This is a genomic window from Methanosarcina sp. WWM596, from assembly GCF_000969965.1.
Taxonomy (GTDB): Archaea; Halobacteriota; Methanosarcinia; order Methanosarcinales; family Methanosarcinaceae; genus Methanosarcina.
Window position 1 is genome coordinate 3,303,697 of sequence record NZ_CP009503.1, and the last position, 14,485, is coordinate 3,318,181.

20 protein-coding genes are annotated in these 14,485 nt (G+C 42.1%); 12 read left to right on the forward strand and 8 right to left on the reverse strand.

Going from position 1 to position 14,485, the window contains the following annotated elements; all coding sequences use genetic code 11:
• The first annotated feature begins 251 nt into the window (after window positions 1–251).
• Window positions 252–1,469 carry an MFS transporter gene (locus MSWHS_RS14575; RefSeq protein ID WP_048129028.1) on the forward strand — a complete coding sequence of 406 codons (1,218 nt, stop codon included), beginning with the start codon at window positions 252–254 and terminating at the stop codon, window positions 1,467–1,469.
• Window positions 1,470–1,573: 104 nt separating this feature from the next.
• Window positions 1,574–1,813 carry a hypothetical protein gene (locus MSWHS_RS21055; protein ID WP_197073944.1) on the forward strand — a complete coding sequence of 80 codons (240 nt, stop codon included), beginning with the start codon at window positions 1,574–1,576 and terminating at the stop codon, window positions 1,811–1,813.
• A 185-nt stretch (window positions 1,814–1,998) separates the two neighbouring features.
• Here the strand turns inward: MSWHS_RS21055 and MSWHS_RS14585 are convergent, their stop codons facing one another.
• Complete coding sequence (locus tag MSWHS_RS14585; protein WP_048130538.1) at window positions 1,999–2,457, reverse strand: Hsp20/alpha crystallin family protein; 459 nt, start codon at window positions 2,455–2,457, stop codon at window positions 1,999–2,001.
• Window positions 2,458–2,611: 154 nt separating this feature from the next.
• Between MSWHS_RS14585 and MSWHS_RS22075 the strand changes: the two genes are divergently transcribed.
• The 5 genes from MSWHS_RS22075 to MSWHS_RS14605 all read left to right on the forward strand — a co-directional run bounded on the left by MSWHS_RS22075 (window position 2,612) and on the right by MSWHS_RS14605 (window position 6,862).
• Window positions 2,612–2,743, forward strand: coding sequence for a hypothetical protein (locus MSWHS_RS22075; RefSeq protein WP_255350465.1), 132 nt, complete (start codon window positions 2,612–2,614; stop codon window positions 2,741–2,743).
• Window positions 2,744–3,221: 478 nt separating this feature from the next.
• Window positions 3,222–3,713, forward strand: coding sequence for a GbsR/MarR family transcriptional regulator (locus MSWHS_RS14590; protein WP_048129032.1), 492 nt, complete (start codon window positions 3,222–3,224; stop codon window positions 3,711–3,713).
• Window positions 3,710–4,948, forward strand: coding sequence for a COG1361 S-layer family protein (locus MSWHS_RS14595; RefSeq protein ID WP_231585461.1), 1,239 nt, complete (start codon window positions 3,710–3,712; stop codon window positions 4,946–4,948). The genes MSWHS_RS14590 and MSWHS_RS14595 overlap by 4 nt, the downstream gene beginning before the upstream one ends.
• Window positions 4,949–4,963: 15 nt before the next feature.
• Window positions 4,964–6,172 (forward strand): ABC transporter permease, encoded by a 1,209-nt coding sequence (locus tag MSWHS_RS14600; RefSeq protein ID WP_048129034.1) that lies wholly within the window; start codon window positions 4,964–4,966, stop codon window positions 6,170–6,172.
• A gap of 3 nt (window positions 6,173–6,175) precedes the next feature.
• Window positions 6,176–6,862 (forward strand): ABC transporter ATP-binding protein, encoded by a 687-nt coding sequence (locus tag MSWHS_RS14605; RefSeq protein ID WP_048129036.1) that lies wholly within the window; start codon window positions 6,176–6,178, stop codon window positions 6,860–6,862.
• 215 nt (window positions 6,863–7,077) lie between these two features.
• Here the strand turns inward: MSWHS_RS14605 and MSWHS_RS22440 are convergent, their stop codons facing one another.
• The 7 genes from MSWHS_RS22440 to MSWHS_RS14615 all read right to left on the reverse strand — a co-directional run bounded on the left by MSWHS_RS22440 (window position 7,078) and on the right by MSWHS_RS14615 (window position 9,410).
• Entirely contained in the window at window positions 7,078–7,155 is a 78-nt protein-coding gene (locus MSWHS_RS22440) for a hypothetical protein (protein WP_082088251.1), read from the reverse strand.
• A 23-nt stretch (window positions 7,156–7,178) separates the two neighbouring features.
• Window positions 7,179–7,283: a type I restriction enzyme endonuclease domain-containing protein gene (locus tag MSWHS_RS22080; protein WP_082088142.1), complete on the reverse strand. Its 105-nt coding sequence runs from the start codon at window positions 7,281–7,283 to the stop codon at window positions 7,179–7,181.
• 5 nt (window positions 7,284–7,288) lie between these two features.
• Complete coding sequence (locus MSWHS_RS21765; RefSeq protein WP_197074636.1) at window positions 7,289–7,459, reverse strand: hypothetical protein; 171 nt, start codon at window positions 7,457–7,459, stop codon at window positions 7,289–7,291.
• Between the two features lie 72 nt (window positions 7,460–7,531).
• Window positions 7,532–7,690 (reverse strand): hypothetical protein, encoded by a 159-nt coding sequence (locus tag MSWHS_RS20650; RefSeq protein ID WP_156148180.1) that lies wholly within the window; start codon window positions 7,688–7,690, stop codon window positions 7,532–7,534.
• A gap of 37 nt (window positions 7,691–7,727) precedes the next feature.
• On the reverse strand, window positions 7,728–8,183 hold the full coding sequence (locus MSWHS_RS14610; RefSeq protein ID WP_048129038.1) for an N-acetyltransferase: 456 nt from the start codon (window positions 8,181–8,183) through the stop codon (window positions 7,728–7,730).
• 254 nt (window positions 8,184–8,437) lie between these two features.
• A complete protein-coding gene (locus MSWHS_RS20655) occupies window positions 8,438–8,605 on the reverse strand; it encodes a hypothetical protein (RefSeq protein WP_156148181.1) in 168 nt (55 codons plus the stop codon).
• A 382-nt stretch (window positions 8,606–8,987) separates the two neighbouring features.
• Window positions 8,988–9,410 carry a nucleoside 2-deoxyribosyltransferase gene (locus MSWHS_RS14615; protein WP_048130542.1) on the reverse strand — a complete coding sequence of 141 codons (423 nt, stop codon included), beginning with the start codon at window positions 9,408–9,410 and terminating at the stop codon, window positions 8,988–8,990.
• A 221-nt stretch (window positions 9,411–9,631) separates the two neighbouring features.
• On the opposite strand from MSWHS_RS14615, the gene MSWHS_RS14620 reads away from it, so the two are divergent.
• From MSWHS_RS14620 to pfkC, 5 genes are all read left to right on the forward strand, one after another.
• The gene (locus MSWHS_RS14620) at window positions 9,632–9,844 is read left to right on the forward strand and encodes a hypothetical protein (protein ID WP_052722742.1); all 213 of its coding nucleotides are present in this window, start codon (window positions 9,632–9,634) and stop codon (window positions 9,842–9,844) included.
• A gap of 113 nt (window positions 9,845–9,957) precedes the next feature.
• Window positions 9,958–10,968, forward strand: coding sequence for an N-acetyl-gamma-glutamyl-phosphate reductase (gene argC, locus MSWHS_RS14625; protein ID WP_048129040.1), 1,011 nt, complete (start codon window positions 9,958–9,960; stop codon window positions 10,966–10,968).
• A gap of 74 nt (window positions 10,969–11,042) precedes the next feature.
• Window positions 11,043–11,507: a CBS domain-containing protein gene (locus MSWHS_RS14630; RefSeq protein WP_048129041.1), complete on the forward strand. Its 465-nt coding sequence runs from the start codon at window positions 11,043–11,045 to the stop codon at window positions 11,505–11,507.
• A gap of 17 nt (window positions 11,508–11,524) precedes the next feature.
• Complete coding sequence (gene argJ, locus MSWHS_RS14635; RefSeq protein WP_048129044.1) at window positions 11,525–12,712, forward strand: bifunctional ornithine acetyltransferase/N-acetylglutamate synthase; 1,188 nt, start codon at window positions 11,525–11,527, stop codon at window positions 12,710–12,712.
• 275 nt (window positions 12,713–12,987) lie between these two features.
• Entirely contained in the window at window positions 12,988–14,463 is a 1,476-nt protein-coding gene (pfkC, locus tag MSWHS_RS14640; RefSeq protein WP_048129045.1) for an ADP-specific phosphofructokinase, read from the forward strand.
• The last annotated feature ends 22 nt before the right edge of the window (window positions 14,464–14,485 follow it).

Consider the following 14,485-nt stretch of genomic DNA (forward strand, 5'->3'; position numbering starts at 1 on the left):
AACGTCTCATTATTTTTGACCATATTTTTTAGCTTCTTTTTGAGCCCCATAAAACGTTCACCTTTATTAATTGTTCATTTTCATATTTTCTTTTTAATGTTAGAGCAGAATGATTTCAACATTGTTTTATAGTGTAAGATATTTGTTCTTTTTTGGATAACACTCACTTTTAAGTTGAGTTGAGTTGAGTTGAGCGAAGAAACGTCAATTACCCCTGCGCTAAAGACTCAGGGGTTTCCTGCTGAGGATTTATGAATACCTGTAACCTGCAGAAAAATTCTTTTCCGGGATTTACCGGCAATATTAATCCTGAGCTCTATGTTCTCTCTCTGTCCAGGTTCTGTGAAGATCTGGGTTCGGGGATGCTGGTTGCCCTGATTCCTTTATATATCTCTGATCTTGGGGCATCCTTTTTTTCCGGGCTTCCCCTTGTTGCCAGAGCAGGGCTTGTAATGACGGTTTTCGGGCTTTTCAGTGCCCTTACGCAGCCTCTTATGGGCAGGCTTTCGGACAGGCTTAACTGCAGGAGACCTTTCATCCTCCTGGGGTTGATAGGGTATACCTTCTTTTCTTTCCTTTATTCGCAGGTAACAAGCTATGAGCAACTGCTCTTTATTAGGCTGCTGCAGGGGATTACCGTGGGGGCAACCATACCTGCGGTCATCGCAATGGTTACGCATATCTCGACCTCTGAGACCAGGGGAAAAGCCGTGGGGGTCTATACGACTATTAGAGGGGTCGGCTTCGGGCTCGGGCCTGTTGTCGGGGGAGCAATAGCCAGATACTGGGGCTTTGATGCCGGGTTTTATTTCTGCGCCTTGCTCGGAGTGGTAAGCATGGGGCTTGTGACCTTTTTCGTAAAAGAAACCAGGGGCTCTCATGAGCCAGTTTCCGAAAAAAGAAGCGACAAAAAAAGCCATGCTTCAGTTTATTCCCTCGCAGGCGCCATGCTGATGATGATGGTCGGGATAATGATGGTAGTTGCCCTTATCCCGGAATACGAGATAAGGCTTGAAGCATCCGAGCTTTCCCTGGGAGTTGCGGTCTCAGCCTACATTTTCGCAAGGCTTCTTTTCCAGGCTCCTCTCGGCAGCCTTTCGGACCGGATAGGCAGGAAGAAACTGATCGTTGGCGGCCTTTTCCTTAGCGTCCCGCTGGTTGTCGGGATGGGCTATATCACAAGCATAAGCCAGCTCATCCTTTTCAGGGCTTTTCAGGGGCTCCTTGTAGCCTCAATTGACACGCCTGCAATGGCACTTGCAGCCGATCTTTCGGAGGGCTCTTCCTTAAGCTCAAGGCTTAGCATCATAACAACTGCACAGGCAGCAGGAATGGCTTTTGGCCCTATCTTCGGAGGCTTCCTTGCAGGATATGTTACTTTTGTAACGCCCTTTTATGCCTGCGCTCTGCTGATGCTTCTGGCAGGCTTTGTGGTAATCAAAAAAGTAGAAGAACCAGAGAAAAGTTAATGAAAAAAAAGTGGAGGTAAAATAGGCGAATGGTTTTTTTCTGGCAGAGGGGGTTTTCAGTGGATTTTACTCTTGCTTGATTTTATGATTCGCAGTTTAGTGGAATGGATTTGAATGCAGTTTTGGATTTGAATGCAGTTCTGGATTTGAATGCAGTTCTGGATTTGAATGCAGTTCTGGATTTGAATGCAGTTCTGGATTTGAATGCAGTTCTGGATTTGAATGCAGTTCTGGATTTGAATGCAGTTCTGGATTTGAATGCAGTTCTGGATTTGAATGCAGTTCTGGATTTGAATGCAGTTCTGGATTTGAATGCAATTCTTGATTTGAATTTAATGAATTGACCAGGAAGGTTTGCCTGCAGGCTTGATAACCTGCAGGTCCTGTCAGCAAATCTGGTTTTTGCGGTTTTATAGGCTCTACTGGTGTAGGTTTTATCGGTTTTTTTGGTTTTATTGTTTTCATAATTTTGTGGTGATTTAGGCGGCAGTTCTCTTATCGATGAATCTCGCTATGGTAGCATCTCCGATCACTCGATAAGGATCTTTTTTCCGGTCAATTCCTTTGTTTTTGGCATGGTAACGGTTAAGACACCGTTTTTGAGCTGAGCAGTTGCCCCTTCCTCTGTTATGCCTTCAGGAAGAGGGATTTCACGGTAGTAACGCATGAAAGACCTCTCTTTTCTGAGATAGCCTTCCTTTTCTGTCTCCTCCTCTTTTCCTTTCGCTGCACTGATTGCAAGGAAGTTGTCCCTCAGGCTCAGTTCGATATTTTCTTTATCAATACCCGGTAGGTCAGTTGTAACAATTACCCTGTTATCTTCTTCCACCACATCGGTCAGCGGGGATAAAGTTCCGCTTTCGAACCCGGTGTCCAGTGCAGGAAATGCCCTTGACATCTGTTCCATATATTCCTGCATTCTTCTTATCTCATCAAACGGGTCCCAGTTGTACACGTCACGGAATGGTCTCTTTATTGGCAGTTTCATGTGCAAATTCCTCCTTATTTGACTCCAGGATTTTTCCAATTCCAGTTTGACTGTTCTCTTTTCGAATTTTCCTGGTTTTGTGTCATTTTTTATTTTATATTTTATTGCGGTTGGTTGATGATCCCCAACCTGATCTGTAAGTGGTTCTGGAGGTGTGGAACAGTTCCTTTTCGTTCTCCACAGGAGGCCGCCTGAAAGACGTGGAAACCCTGCCAGGGGTGGAAAGTTGAGAGTGGAGATTTTTGTTTTGTTTGCTCTTTCCATGTCTTACAGGCAGCATAGATGAGGGTTCCAGGCTCTCATCTCTTTCTCTTGGTGGGAGAAATCCGTTTTTAAAGGTGATACAGGTTCACCTCCAGTCTGCTCACAGGTCTGTTGGTCTGGCAACTGAAGTCCAACCTTACAGTTAGTATGTTGTGGTTACTGTATGGTTGTTATTGTCCCTCAGTTACTACCCTCTAGTTAGTACTTATTATATTTATAGTTTTCGTTTGTTTGGGCTTTGCCTGTAAAATAGCTCAAAAACAGCTATTTGTCGGGTATGTGAGGTATTTTCGGGTAAATGACTCAATTTTTGGGAAAATATCCAATTTTCAGATTAGGGCGCGAGTTTTCAGAAAAACGATATCAGGAAAGGTAATATTGACTTTCCGGTCAAAAGCACTTTTTGGTCACAGCCTTAATAATCGAAGCACATATTTACTATTTCTTTAATATACAGTAATTACTAGAAATATTATTAATTCTGTAAATAAGGCGTTGAAATGGAGACTGCAAAAAAAGAATTTGAGAATCTTGTGTATCAAGGGATGAAATCCTACGGACTTGATGAACTTTCCTCTAAATTGCTTGCAATACTTCATTCTGAACCAGATCCACTAACTTTAGAAGAGCTTTCTACAATTTCTGGGTATAGCTTTTCTGCAGTTAGTGCGGCAATGAAATTGCTTACTGGAATTACTCTTGTAGAAAAAACGAAGAAAGCCGGTTCAAAAAAATTATACTTCTCAGTTCAAAGAGATATTCTGGCAATGACCATTAAGGCAGTAAAATCCAAAAATGAACTCATGGTCAGCCCTACGATTAAAGAGCTTCCAGCAATAATCGAAAGATGTAAAAATAGTGACTCAGAGGACTCTGAAGAACTGCTCAAAATAATCGAAGATTATTATCAGCAAATGATTGCATTGGATTTAATTTTTAAAAATCTTGTTGAATTTACGGAAAAAATTCAAAACGAGGTGATTAAAAAATGAGCCTGAAAATGAGCCAGAATACAAAGTTAAGATATTTGGTTCTTTTGGTTTTTTCAATTGTCTTATCAGGAATTTCTACTGCTGAAGCAGAAATTTCCAGTTATGCATGCGTAAACGCAGAGGTTCAGGAAATAAGTCCCAGTTCAATAGGTATCGATGAAGAATTCACCCTGGGAATTAATCTGGAGAGCTGTGGCACTAAAACTCCTGAAGATATTACTTTTGAGATAATCAGCATCCCCTCAGATATAATAGTTACAGAAAATTTAGTTACTAAAGTTTCAAAATTAACTTATAGTACAAGTGAAAGGTACCTGATATATCACATGAGAACAACTCCTGATGCCAAACCTGGTCCTCATCTGATTAAAATGAAATTAACATATGCAAATAAGCCCGTTGACACCGAAAAATATTATGAAGTTGAAATAAGGGTGATAGGCGAAGATGCAGAACCAAGAATCTCTTCTGTCAAAACCAATCCTGAATATATCTATGAGGGAGATACGGTTGACTTAAGGTTAGGCATAGAAAACTTCGGTGAAGCAATAGCAAAATCCGTATCAATTAGCCTGGATCACGATTTTAAAGGAATTAAAACTTCTACAATTGGAACTCTTGGCTTAAATGAAAGTCAAACTGCATTATTCAAATTTAAGGCAAACAGTTCAGGGGAGTTTAAAATCCCTGTCATTATAGAGTATGAAGATGATTTTGGCAAGCAACAAGATGAATATGAGATTGGAATAACTGTGCTTGACAAAAAAGGAAGTTTAAATCTTGCATCTGTAAAGGTTGACCCTGTTCTTCCTTACACGGGTGATACTGTAGAATTGACTATGAGAATCGAAAATTCCGGTGACAGAACAATAAATTCAATAAGAGTCTATGCTGACCATCCATTCAAAGGCTTAAAAGAATCCTTTATAGGAACTCTTGATCCAAATGAGGATGGCCCTGCAGTAATTACTTTTATAGTTGATCAAGCAGGAGAATACGAAATTCCTGTAACCATAACGTATAGTGATGATTTTGGGGAAGAACAAATTGAGAAGAAAATCAATCTTATAGTCCTCGAAAGTAGTAGTGGAGTAGGAACAGCTGCAATTGTATTGCTTATCCTGGCAGTTATTGGAGGACTAATTTACATTAATTATAGAACAAAAAAATCAAAAGATGAGATAATTAAGCAGTTGATGGAAGGCAGCGGTAATTCTGCTAACAACAAAAAATAATGAGAGGTCTCCAGCATGATCAATGATATCAGAGTAGGAGCCCTCATTGCATACTTCAGTGTAAAAAGAGGAAACAAAAAAACATTAATGTTCATAGTTTTTGTTCTCTCACTCATTTTTATGAACCTGGTATTCCTCCCATCAATGATTGGAGGAATGACCGTTCTATTTACTGGAATGATGCAGGACTACCCTTACGGGGATATTGTCATTGAACCGTCAGGTGACAACACATACATTAACAATGCTGATAGCGTCTTGCAAAAAATCAGAGCTGTCGAAGGCGTGAGAGCTGCAACAAAACGACTGGACGCTGGAGCATCTATTGAACATAAGCAAAAAGTGGTAGGGGTAACTATTACAGGTTTGCTTCCCACAGAAGAGTCTGACGTTTCACAATACCCATATATTATCAGTGAAGGAGATTTTTTAGGAGAGCTTTCCCGGGATGAGATTATCATCGGTGCTATGATTGCAGGTACAGGTTTTGGATCCGAAATATATGATAATCTGGGTGAGGTAAGACCAGGATCGCTTGTTGACGTAACATACAGCAATGGTGTAAAGAGGACCTACAAAGTCAAAGGCATCATGGAAGGCTCATTTGAACTTGTTGATCTTAATGCGTTAGTTAACTACAAAGAAATCGAAGACGTTTATGGTTTAGAAGAGAGTAAAGCTACCAGTGTAGTCGTAAGGGTTGACAAGCAAGGGAGTGAAGATCAGGTAAAGGATAAAATCAGAGAAGCCGGGGTGAATGAGCAAATCTTTACATGGGCTGATAAGTCAGAAACTCTCATAAAGCAAGCAATGCAAAGCATGGGTGCTATAGATACCATGTCAAAGTTTGTGAGTTTGATCGTAGGTGCAGCACTGGTTCTCATCATTATCTATATCAATGTACTTAATAGAAAAAAAGAGATAGGTATTTTAAAAGCAGTAGGTATTACTCCAAGATCAATAGTATTGTCCTATGCATTCCTTAGCACGTTCTATGTTTCCTTGGGAATATTCGCAGGATTGATACTATACTTTTCACTTATGTTTTACTTCCAGATGAATCCAGTGGTATTCTACGAGACTATGGAAATAAGACCCAAGATTGATTATATGCTGCTTATCGAAAGCATAGTTACCATGCTTACACTATCAGTGATAGCCGGGATACTCCCTGCCTGGAGTGTATCAAAAGAGAGTATACTCAAAGCCATATGGAGTCGATAACAAATGATCCTGGTTAAGAACCTTAAAAGGTATTATGGGACAGGGGAAACTACTGTCAAGGCTCTCAAGGGAGTTTCGTTTGAAATAAAGAAAGGGGAATTTGTAGCGATAATGGGTGCATCCGGAAGCGGAAAAACAACTCTGTTAAGGATATTGGCATTATTGGACGATGCAACGGAAGGGGAATATACCATTCGGGGATTACAGGTTTCTAGTTTGCCTGAAGCAGAAAGAAGTTATTATAGGTTAACGCAAGTCGGTTATGTCTTTCAGGATTATGCACTCATTAATGAAATGAGTGCTGCAGAAAATGTTTATATCCTTTCCATGATGGAAGGAAAATCCAGAAAGGAATCTTATGAGATTGCTCTTGAAGCATTAGATAAGGTTGGCCTGAAAGGAAAACATAGCAAGATTCCTGATGAATTATCCGGTGGAGAAAAGCAGAGAGTGGCAATCGCAAGAGCCATAGCAAAAAAGCCTGATATATTGTTTGCTGACGAACCTTGTGCAAATCTGGATACAAACAACTCAAAACAAGTACTGGATGTGTTTAAAGAACTGAATGAAAAATATGGCCAGACAATTGTGATGGTAACACATGAACTGTGGCATACTGATTATGTTGACAGAGTAATTACCTTTGAAGATGGTAATTTAGTTAGCGATGAGATAAAACGAAATAGGTAAAGAATAAGGGATTTCACAAATTTTTCAGTAGAACTTAAAGGTCTATTTGATGTCATTGAATCTATTTCAACACTTCATTTTCATTTTTAAGGTATTGCCTTGATTTTCTGGTTTCACGGGGCAATCAACTAAATAAATTCACACTGTAAAAGAGATGACTTGGAATCAAAGTCTGCACTGAAGAAACTAAGTTTATGCAAAAATAGTTAAATAATTTATGCTGCCGAAACACCCACATCTCTACAGATCATTTCAGCCTGCTTGAGGATATTTTCAGTAGCGAGTTTCTGCATGTCAGGGGGGTAGCCGTACTTTTTTAGCAGCTTTTTTCACTGATCTTCATCTTTGCCTGGATGTTTTTTCGGAGGGTCCAGTCAACACCTGCGTTTTGCCTGATGATTTTTACAAGTTCTGCAGCCATGAGCTTTAATGTCTCATCGCCCAGGACATCCACAGTTCTGCAGCTATGAGCTTTAATGTCTCATCGCCCAGGACATCCACAGCGCTTTCATAAACCTTCAGCAGGAAACCCCTGAGTTTTAGGGTCAGGGGTAGTTGACTGTCTACAAATGCATCGTAAAATACGAGCTCCGACACGTTAAAGACAGCTATTGCAGCTCCCCTGTTTTTGAGTTCTCCAAATCTCTTTTCCGACGCTTGGTCTTTAGCTTAGGGGTAGTTCACGTATGCCTGTTTATCTTCCATCCATGATCTGTTATCGATAATCTCTAAAACGTAGTCTATTACCAGATGCAACTCATGGTTGGTTACTGGTTTTTCTTCAAGGAGTTCTATCAGGTTGTTGACATTTTTTTCTTCACGCATCAAAGTCTTTACGCATCAAAGTCTTTACGCATCAAAGTCTTTACGCATCAAAGTCTTGAAGCCTCAAATTAGAAATTTCCCACCCCATCAAAATCTGTAAGCAGCCCGTATGCTCATCAACCTCTTCCCCGGCTGCTTTAAGTCCGCTCTTTTCATAAAAGAGGATAGCTTTTTTGTTATCCCTGTAGACCTTAAGGGATAGCCTGCCCTTCAGGGCTTTTGCGTGTTCAAGAAGAGCTTTCCCCATTCCTTTTCCCTGTGCATCGGGAGATATAAAGAGGGCACATACCCTCTCTCCAACGAGTGAAATAAAGCCTGCAACTTTTCCTTCCTGTTCAAAAACATAATTCTCGGCAAGAGGGAGGTATTTTTCCTTCATTGCGGATTTATGCGAAGCCCAGAAAGAAGCTGGCACAAAAGGATGGGCAATAACCGACGCGTCGTACCAGATCCTTACCATCTCTTCAAGGTCTGTTTTTCTGTAAGTTCTTATCAATTTATCCGATTCCTATCTTTTTTGGGTTATTTTATTATTCTTAAATTAAAGTTATCTCCTTATTATCCTGGATGGTGGAATCTATTGGACGATGTGTTAATTTTTCGGGTTACAGAATGGTGTTGAAAAAATGTTCGGTACACTATGTAGCAGTTATGCAGAAAAGGTTAAACCGAAAATGGTTCGGCCGGAAAAAAGGGCGTTAAGGAAAATTGTCCGAATCAAAAAGAAAAAATCGGATAATTTCTTATCTTTTAATCTGACTCGATCTGCCTGATCAAGTTGCTTGCATATCTTTCTGATATTTTCACATGCGGGCTACAGGGCACAACCTTTACCAATTTCCCGAATTGAGTCACGTACATTTCGGGCCCATGTGAAGTCTTCACTTTCATAAAAGTGTATCCCATTGAAAAGGTCATATTTTTAACCTCCTATACATACATATGTACCATTTTCCATATAAACATATTTCCAATTAATAATCATGATGTTTTATGGTTGCTGATATTGAATATCTTTTTGAAATTTATCTCATTTGAGAGATAATATATATTCTCTAAAAAAGACTATTAATGAGTTATCTGTAAAAATAAAGGTTATTTTTAAGACTCAGTTCACAGGCATTATCTCTCTATGTTTTTGTGAAATGATTTTCAAAAAAGGTAAAGGGGCTGGTCTCTAATGGTAAACAGGAAAGACAAATCGGTAAATAAACAGGTAAACAAATAAGTCCTCATATCGAAAAAAAAAGAGGAAGACAATATACCTGGGGTGTAAACACATAAACAGGAAAGAAATAAGTTATTGGAACTTTTCCGTTACTTTCAGCAGTTCTTCTTCATCTTTTGCCAGGGAAACGATAGACATTTCCACCATCAGGTTCACGATCCCGTCCGAAAGTTCCCTGAAATCAGTCCTGAGTCCTATAACAGGTTTTCCTTTTGCATAGGCATAACCTATTTCCCAGGCTGTCCCGGAGTCCACGTCCACCCCGTCAAGGATTGCGACAACAAGGTCCGAGGTATCCACACCTTTCACACACTTCCTGAATATACATTCCTGGCTCTGTCTTTCGCGTTCCTGTGCCGCATCTTCTGCGTCTTCCTGGGGCAAAAAAACGGAAAAGCCATTGTTGAGCAGCATATCCTTCAGTTTCCGGTTGTATTCGAGTTCAGCATGTGTGAAGAGAGGGCCTGCAAGGTAAATTATCTTTTTTTTGCTCAAGTTTTTTTCCTCCTGTTCCTCCGGAAGTCAGCACTCACAAGAATTTTCTTGCATGAAAGAAGGCTGATAAAGGTAAAATAGTTTGCCTTTTTCTATAGTCTTTTCGTATGTGTGCTCTTGATTGAAGCTGATATAGACCTGCCCATTATCGTCTGGAATACTCTTATATATCTAGATATTTATACTGTACTGTCTTAATATTCATTTTATGACTTTCTATTTTGGGAGTAAATGACTCTGCACTGGGTGCCTTCTATGTCGGTGAAAAAGGGGTTCTTGATCTGAATAATAGTGAGCTGCCTAAAATGGAATTGTATCCAAGGGATAGTGTTTCTGTAAAGGTGGTTGATTACGAAGGCGGTGTCCTTGTTGTAATGCGTGAACTTGAGGTCAAAGAGTCAATGGTTATAGGGAATAATCCAGAGCTGGAATAATTTTATGAGCTTACTCTTCTCCCCGGTCAACAGCCCTTAGAGCCTTCTCTCTGGTTTTTTTTGATAACAAGCTTAATTATCTTGTATTGACATTACACTGGCAGTGAATACTTATGATTAAGGCAGGAATTATAGGAGCTTCCGGATATACAGGAGGGGAACTCCTCCGTTTACTGGTAAACCATCCCGATGTCAGTCTTGAGCTGGCAACTTCGCGGGGTCTCGCAGGAAAACCCGTAACAAGTACCCACAGGTACCTCGAAGGTTTTCTGGACTTAAAGTATGAAAATCCGGATCCTGAAGACCTCAGGGAGCGCTGTGATGTTGTTTTTGTGGCAGTGCCTCACGGGACTGCTATGAATTATGTCCCTGAACTGCTTGACGGCAGTACAAAGGTGATCGATCTCAGTGCAGATTACAGGCTTGATATCCCAACATTTGAACAAATTTATGGGATGAAGCACAGCGACCCCAGGAAAGCAGTGTACGGGTTAGTAGAACTTCACCCTGAAGTTGCAAAGGAAGAGTTTGTGGCAAATCCGGGTTGTTTTCCTACCGGAGCAATCCTTGCAGCAGCCCCTCTCGCAGCGGCAGGGTTAATAGATATTGCAGTCTTTGATTCCAAAACAGGGATTTCAGGAGCCGGGGTCTCGCCTTCTGAAACCTCTCACTATCCAAACATAGCAGAAAATATTATCGCATATAAGCTTACAGCCCACAGGCACAGGGCTGAGATTTTCCAGGAATTGACAGGACTGGATGGAAAGCTCAAGAACATCAACTTCACTCCCCATGTGATCCCATCCATCAGGGGGATCTTCACAACTGCTCATTTCTTTACGAAAGAGCCTCTTTCTACTGAATATGTGCAGGAAATTTATGAGGAGTTTTACAGGGGCAAGCCCTTTGTCCGGTTTCCGGGAGTCCCTTCCCTTACCTCGGTCAGGGGATCTAACTTCTGTGACATAGGTTTTGAAGCAGATAAAGAAAATAACAGGGTTGTAGTGCTCTCAGCAATCGATAACCTTGTCAAAGGCGCATCAGGCCAGGCTATCCAGAACATGAACCTTATGTTCGGGCTGGCTGAGACTCGCGGGCTCTGGCTGCCTGCGGCAGCGCCGTAAAGGTAAAACAGGCGAGAACATATAACTGGTAACGGATTATAAGAAAGAATGGAACTTATCTTTGGGGTAGTCCGATGAAAGTAACAGATGTCATGAACTCTAACGTTGTCTTCTGCAAGCCTGGTGATACAGTCCGGGAAGCTGCAAAGGTTCTTAAAGAAAACAATATTAGTGGAGCTCCTGTCCTTGAAGATGGACAGCTTGTAGGGATAGTAAGTGAGGCTGACCTGCTTAAGCTGCTCTTAATTCCGGAAAAAGGAAACCTCTGGCTTCCAAGCCCTTTTGAAGTCATAGAGGTCCCGATAAGGGAACTCCTTAGCTGGGAAGATACGAAAAAAATGCTTTCTGATGTTGGTTCTACAAAGGTTGAAGAGATGATGACAAAGAATGTGCATACAATTTCTTCTGAGGCATCTGTCGAAGAAGCCTCCGAACTTATGGTCAGGCACAGGATCAACAGGCTTCCAGTAGTGGAAAATGACCGTGTGGTTGGAATTGTTACACGTGGAGATATTATCGAAGGTCTTGCAAAGCTTTGAGGGAAAGGAGGTTTTTCATGAAGCAAATCGAGGGTGGGATATGTGCGGTAAGGGGCGTAACTGCAAACGGAATCAAACCCGGAAAAATGGGAATTGCGGTCATCCGGGCAGAGGGCCCTGCCGCAGGCGTTTTTACTAAAAATAAAGTAGTTGCAGCTCCGGTTATTCTTAGCAAAGAACTGATCGAAACCGAGCAGAAGCTTTCGGCTGTAATTGCAAATAGCGGGAATGCCAATGCTTTTACAGGCGATGACGGGTTTCTGGACGCTATGGAAATGGCTTCAATGCTCGCTGAAAGGCTTGACCTCCCCCCCGATACCGTTGCTGTTGCCTCGACAGGAGTGATTGGCAGAAGGCTTGACATTTCCTGGATCAGGGAACACCTCCCTGAAGTCCTTGACGGGCTTGGCAATTCCCCCGAATGCAGTCGGGCTGCTGCAAAGGCGATTATGACCACCGATAAAGCCTTAAAAGAGGTGGCTGTGGAACTCGATTGTGGAGTCCGGATAGGAGCAATTGCAAAAGGTTCGGGTATGATCGAGCCCAATATGGGGACTATGCTCTGTTTTGCATATACCGATGCAAAAGTACCTGCAGATGTCCTGGATGCGGCTCTCAGGAGAGCTGTGGATAAAACCTTCAACATGGTTGTTGTCGACGGCGACACAAGCACAAACGATATTGTGCTTTTCACCTCCACCTGTAAGTCCGGAGTCAAGCCCTGTATGGAGTGCCTCGACGAGTTTGAGGAAGGGCTGATTTACGTTTTTACGGACCTTGCAAAAAAGATGGCAAAGGATGGGGAAGGAGCCACGAAACTTATCGAAACCAGGGTCATAGGCGCAAAAACTTATGGAGATGCCAGGCTTGCTGCAAAAGCTATTGTACGCTCGCCTCTGGTCAAGTCCGCAATCTTCGGGAAGGACCCAAACTGGGGTAGGGTTGTGGCTGCTGCCGGATACTCGGGGGCCGAACTTGAGCAGGAAAGGCTTTCCCTATCTTTCTCAGGAGGGGGAGAAGAAGTCGAACTTGTGAAGTCTGGAGAAATTTCCAGGGCTTCAGATCTTGCACTCCTGAAAAAGATTATGGCAAATGAGGAAATTATCATTACCCTTGACTTTGGAATGGGAAATGAGTCAGCAACCGCCTGGGGTTGCGATCTGACTTACGATTATGTAAGGATTAATGCAGAATATACAACCTGATCTTAAATTGATGCAGATTATACAGCATGATCTCTAATTCAGATCAGCCTGGCCAGAACAGTCTGGCCTGACCCCAGGACTCCAATCTGCGCAAAGTTAAATAAAATAAACGTAAAATGAGAAATAGAGGAAGTATAAAGCAGGATAACCCGGGTACTCAAAAACTCGGATTTATTTTGATTTATTTTCTTTTATTTTGATTTATTTTCCTATTCAAGGTTAATTAAATTTCTTAATTCCGGATAATTTATTTTATTCCCAGGGGGTTTACTTAAGTGGACATAGAAGAATGGGAACAGCGCCATAAAGAAGCGTTTTACGATGCAAAAGGAGCCCTTCCTTATCTGGATGGGATGTTTGTAGCCTATAACGGCAATATAGATGCTATCAGACACCTGACTGAAGAAGACCTGTCAAAGCTTTTTGGATTTTTTGATGAAGCTGCAGTTCAAGACAGGGTTGCGGTATATCCGAGAGAGATTGCAGAACCTCTGGACTTTGTTGCCCGCCTGCTTATTTCTATGCGGGAAGGGAAAGCCGCAGAAGTGCCTTCATATACCGCAGAAACTCATGAATGGCTGAAGAAGCACCTGGGTTTTGACTATGCCCGCATGGGCGGTCAGGCAGGGATTATTTCCAATCTCCTTGCCCGGTTAGAGCTGAAAAAGGTGGTTGCTTATATCCCCTGGCTTTCTGAAGAGCAGGCGGAATACTTTGCAGCTACGGGAAATATCCTGCACCCGAAGGTGGAAAATGGAAAAGTCCTCCTGAAGCCTCCGAGAGAAGCCTTTAAGCCCGGAACCGGGTCAAAGGTTAACTGGATCTTTGAATATTCCAAAGACCTGAAAGTGACCTGTGCCGGGAGTACCTTTAAAATCCCGAGGGATAACCGCCTGATTATTTCTTCCCGCCCCAAATGGCTCCGCCTGGACATGGACAAGCAGATTTACGAACATCTTGATTCCCTCCTTCCGGTTGACGGGGCAATGCTTTCCGGGTATCAGATGATAAAAGAAGAATACGAAGACGGGTCCACCTATAAAGATTACGTCGAAAATTCCGTAAAGGTTATTGAAAAGCTAAAGTCCCTGAACCCCGAACTCCGCATTCATGTAGAACTTACATCCATCCAGAACCGGGTTATAAGAAAAGCTATCCTTACCGAAATTGTTGCCAAGCGCGTGCATTCCATGGGCCTTGACACCGTGGAGGTGGCTAATGCGCTGAATGTGCTGGGATATGAGGAACTTTCATATTCCGTGATCAAGAAAGGGGAAAATGGGATTATGTCCCTCTACCAGGGGGCTGTCCAGCTCATGAAGGACCTGGACCTTGAGAGGGTCCATGTACACTCTCTTGGTTTTTACATCTGCATCCTGGCAAAGGGCCATCCTTTAACCCTGAAAGAACACAGGGATTCCCTGCTCTTTTCCTCGGTTCTGGCAGCTGCTCAGGCCCTCAACGGAAAAATCGAGAACCTTAAGGAAGCTGAATCCGGACTGGAAGTTCCTGTTTCAGCTACGGGGTTAGAAGACATCGAAAACTTCCAGCTCTACTGCACAGGGAGAAAGCTCTGCACTTCGGATGAGTTTGAGTACGGATATATCTACGGACCGGATCATGATGCTATTCTCATTCCCTCCAAGGTAGTAGACAGGCCGAAAGCTACAGTAGGAATAGGTGATACGATTTCTGCAGGAGCATTTGTTGCCATGCTTGCAAGGATGAAACAGAAACAAGCAGGAAAATAAGCATACTGAGACAGATTTTCTA

Coding starts and splice junctions, on each gene's coding strand:
- MSWHS_RS21055 (WP_197073944.1), top strand. CDS start 1,574: ATGGATTTGAATGCAGTTTTGGATTTGAATGCAGTTCTGGATTTGAAT.
- argC (WP_048129040.1), top strand. CDS start 9,958: ATGATTAAGGCAGGAATTATAGGAGCTTCCGGATATACAGGAGGGGAA.
- MSWHS_RS14630 (WP_048129041.1), top strand. CDS start 11,043: ATGAAAGTAACAGATGTCATGAACTCTAACGTTGTCTTCTGCAAGCCT.
- MSWHS_RS22440 (WP_082088251.1), bottom strand. CDS start 7,155: ATGCAGAAACTCGCTACTGAAAATATCCTCAAGCAGGCTGAAATGATC.
- MSWHS_RS14605 (WP_048129036.1), top strand. CDS start 6,176: ATGATCCTGGTTAAGAACCTTAAAAGGTATTATGGGACAGGGGAAACT.
- MSWHS_RS22080 (WP_082088142.1), bottom strand. CDS start 7,283: ATGGCTGCAGAACTTGTAAAAATCATCAGGCAAAACGCAGGTGTTGAC.
- MSWHS_RS14595 (WP_231585461.1), top strand. CDS start 3,710: ATGAGCCTGAAAATGAGCCAGAATACAAAGTTAAGATATTTGGTTCTT.
- MSWHS_RS14590 (WP_048129032.1), top strand. CDS start 3,222: ATGGAGACTGCAAAAAAAGAATTTGAGAATCTTGTGTATCAAGGGATG.
- MSWHS_RS14575 (WP_048129028.1), top strand. CDS start 252: ATGAATACCTGTAACCTGCAGAAAAATTCTTTTCCGGGATTTACCGGC.
- MSWHS_RS14585 (WP_048130538.1), bottom strand. CDS start 2,457: ATGAAACTGCCAATAAAGAGACCATTCCGTGACGTGTACAACTGGGAC.
- MSWHS_RS14600 (WP_048129034.1), top strand. CDS start 4,964: ATGATCAATGATATCAGAGTAGGAGCCCTCATTGCATACTTCAGTGTA.
- argJ (WP_048129044.1), top strand. CDS start 11,525: ATGAAGCAAATCGAGGGTGGGATATGTGCGGTAAGGGGCGTAACTGCA.
- MSWHS_RS20655 (WP_156148181.1), bottom strand. CDS start 8,605: ATGACCTTTTCAATGGGATACACTTTTATGAAAGTGAAGACTTCACAT.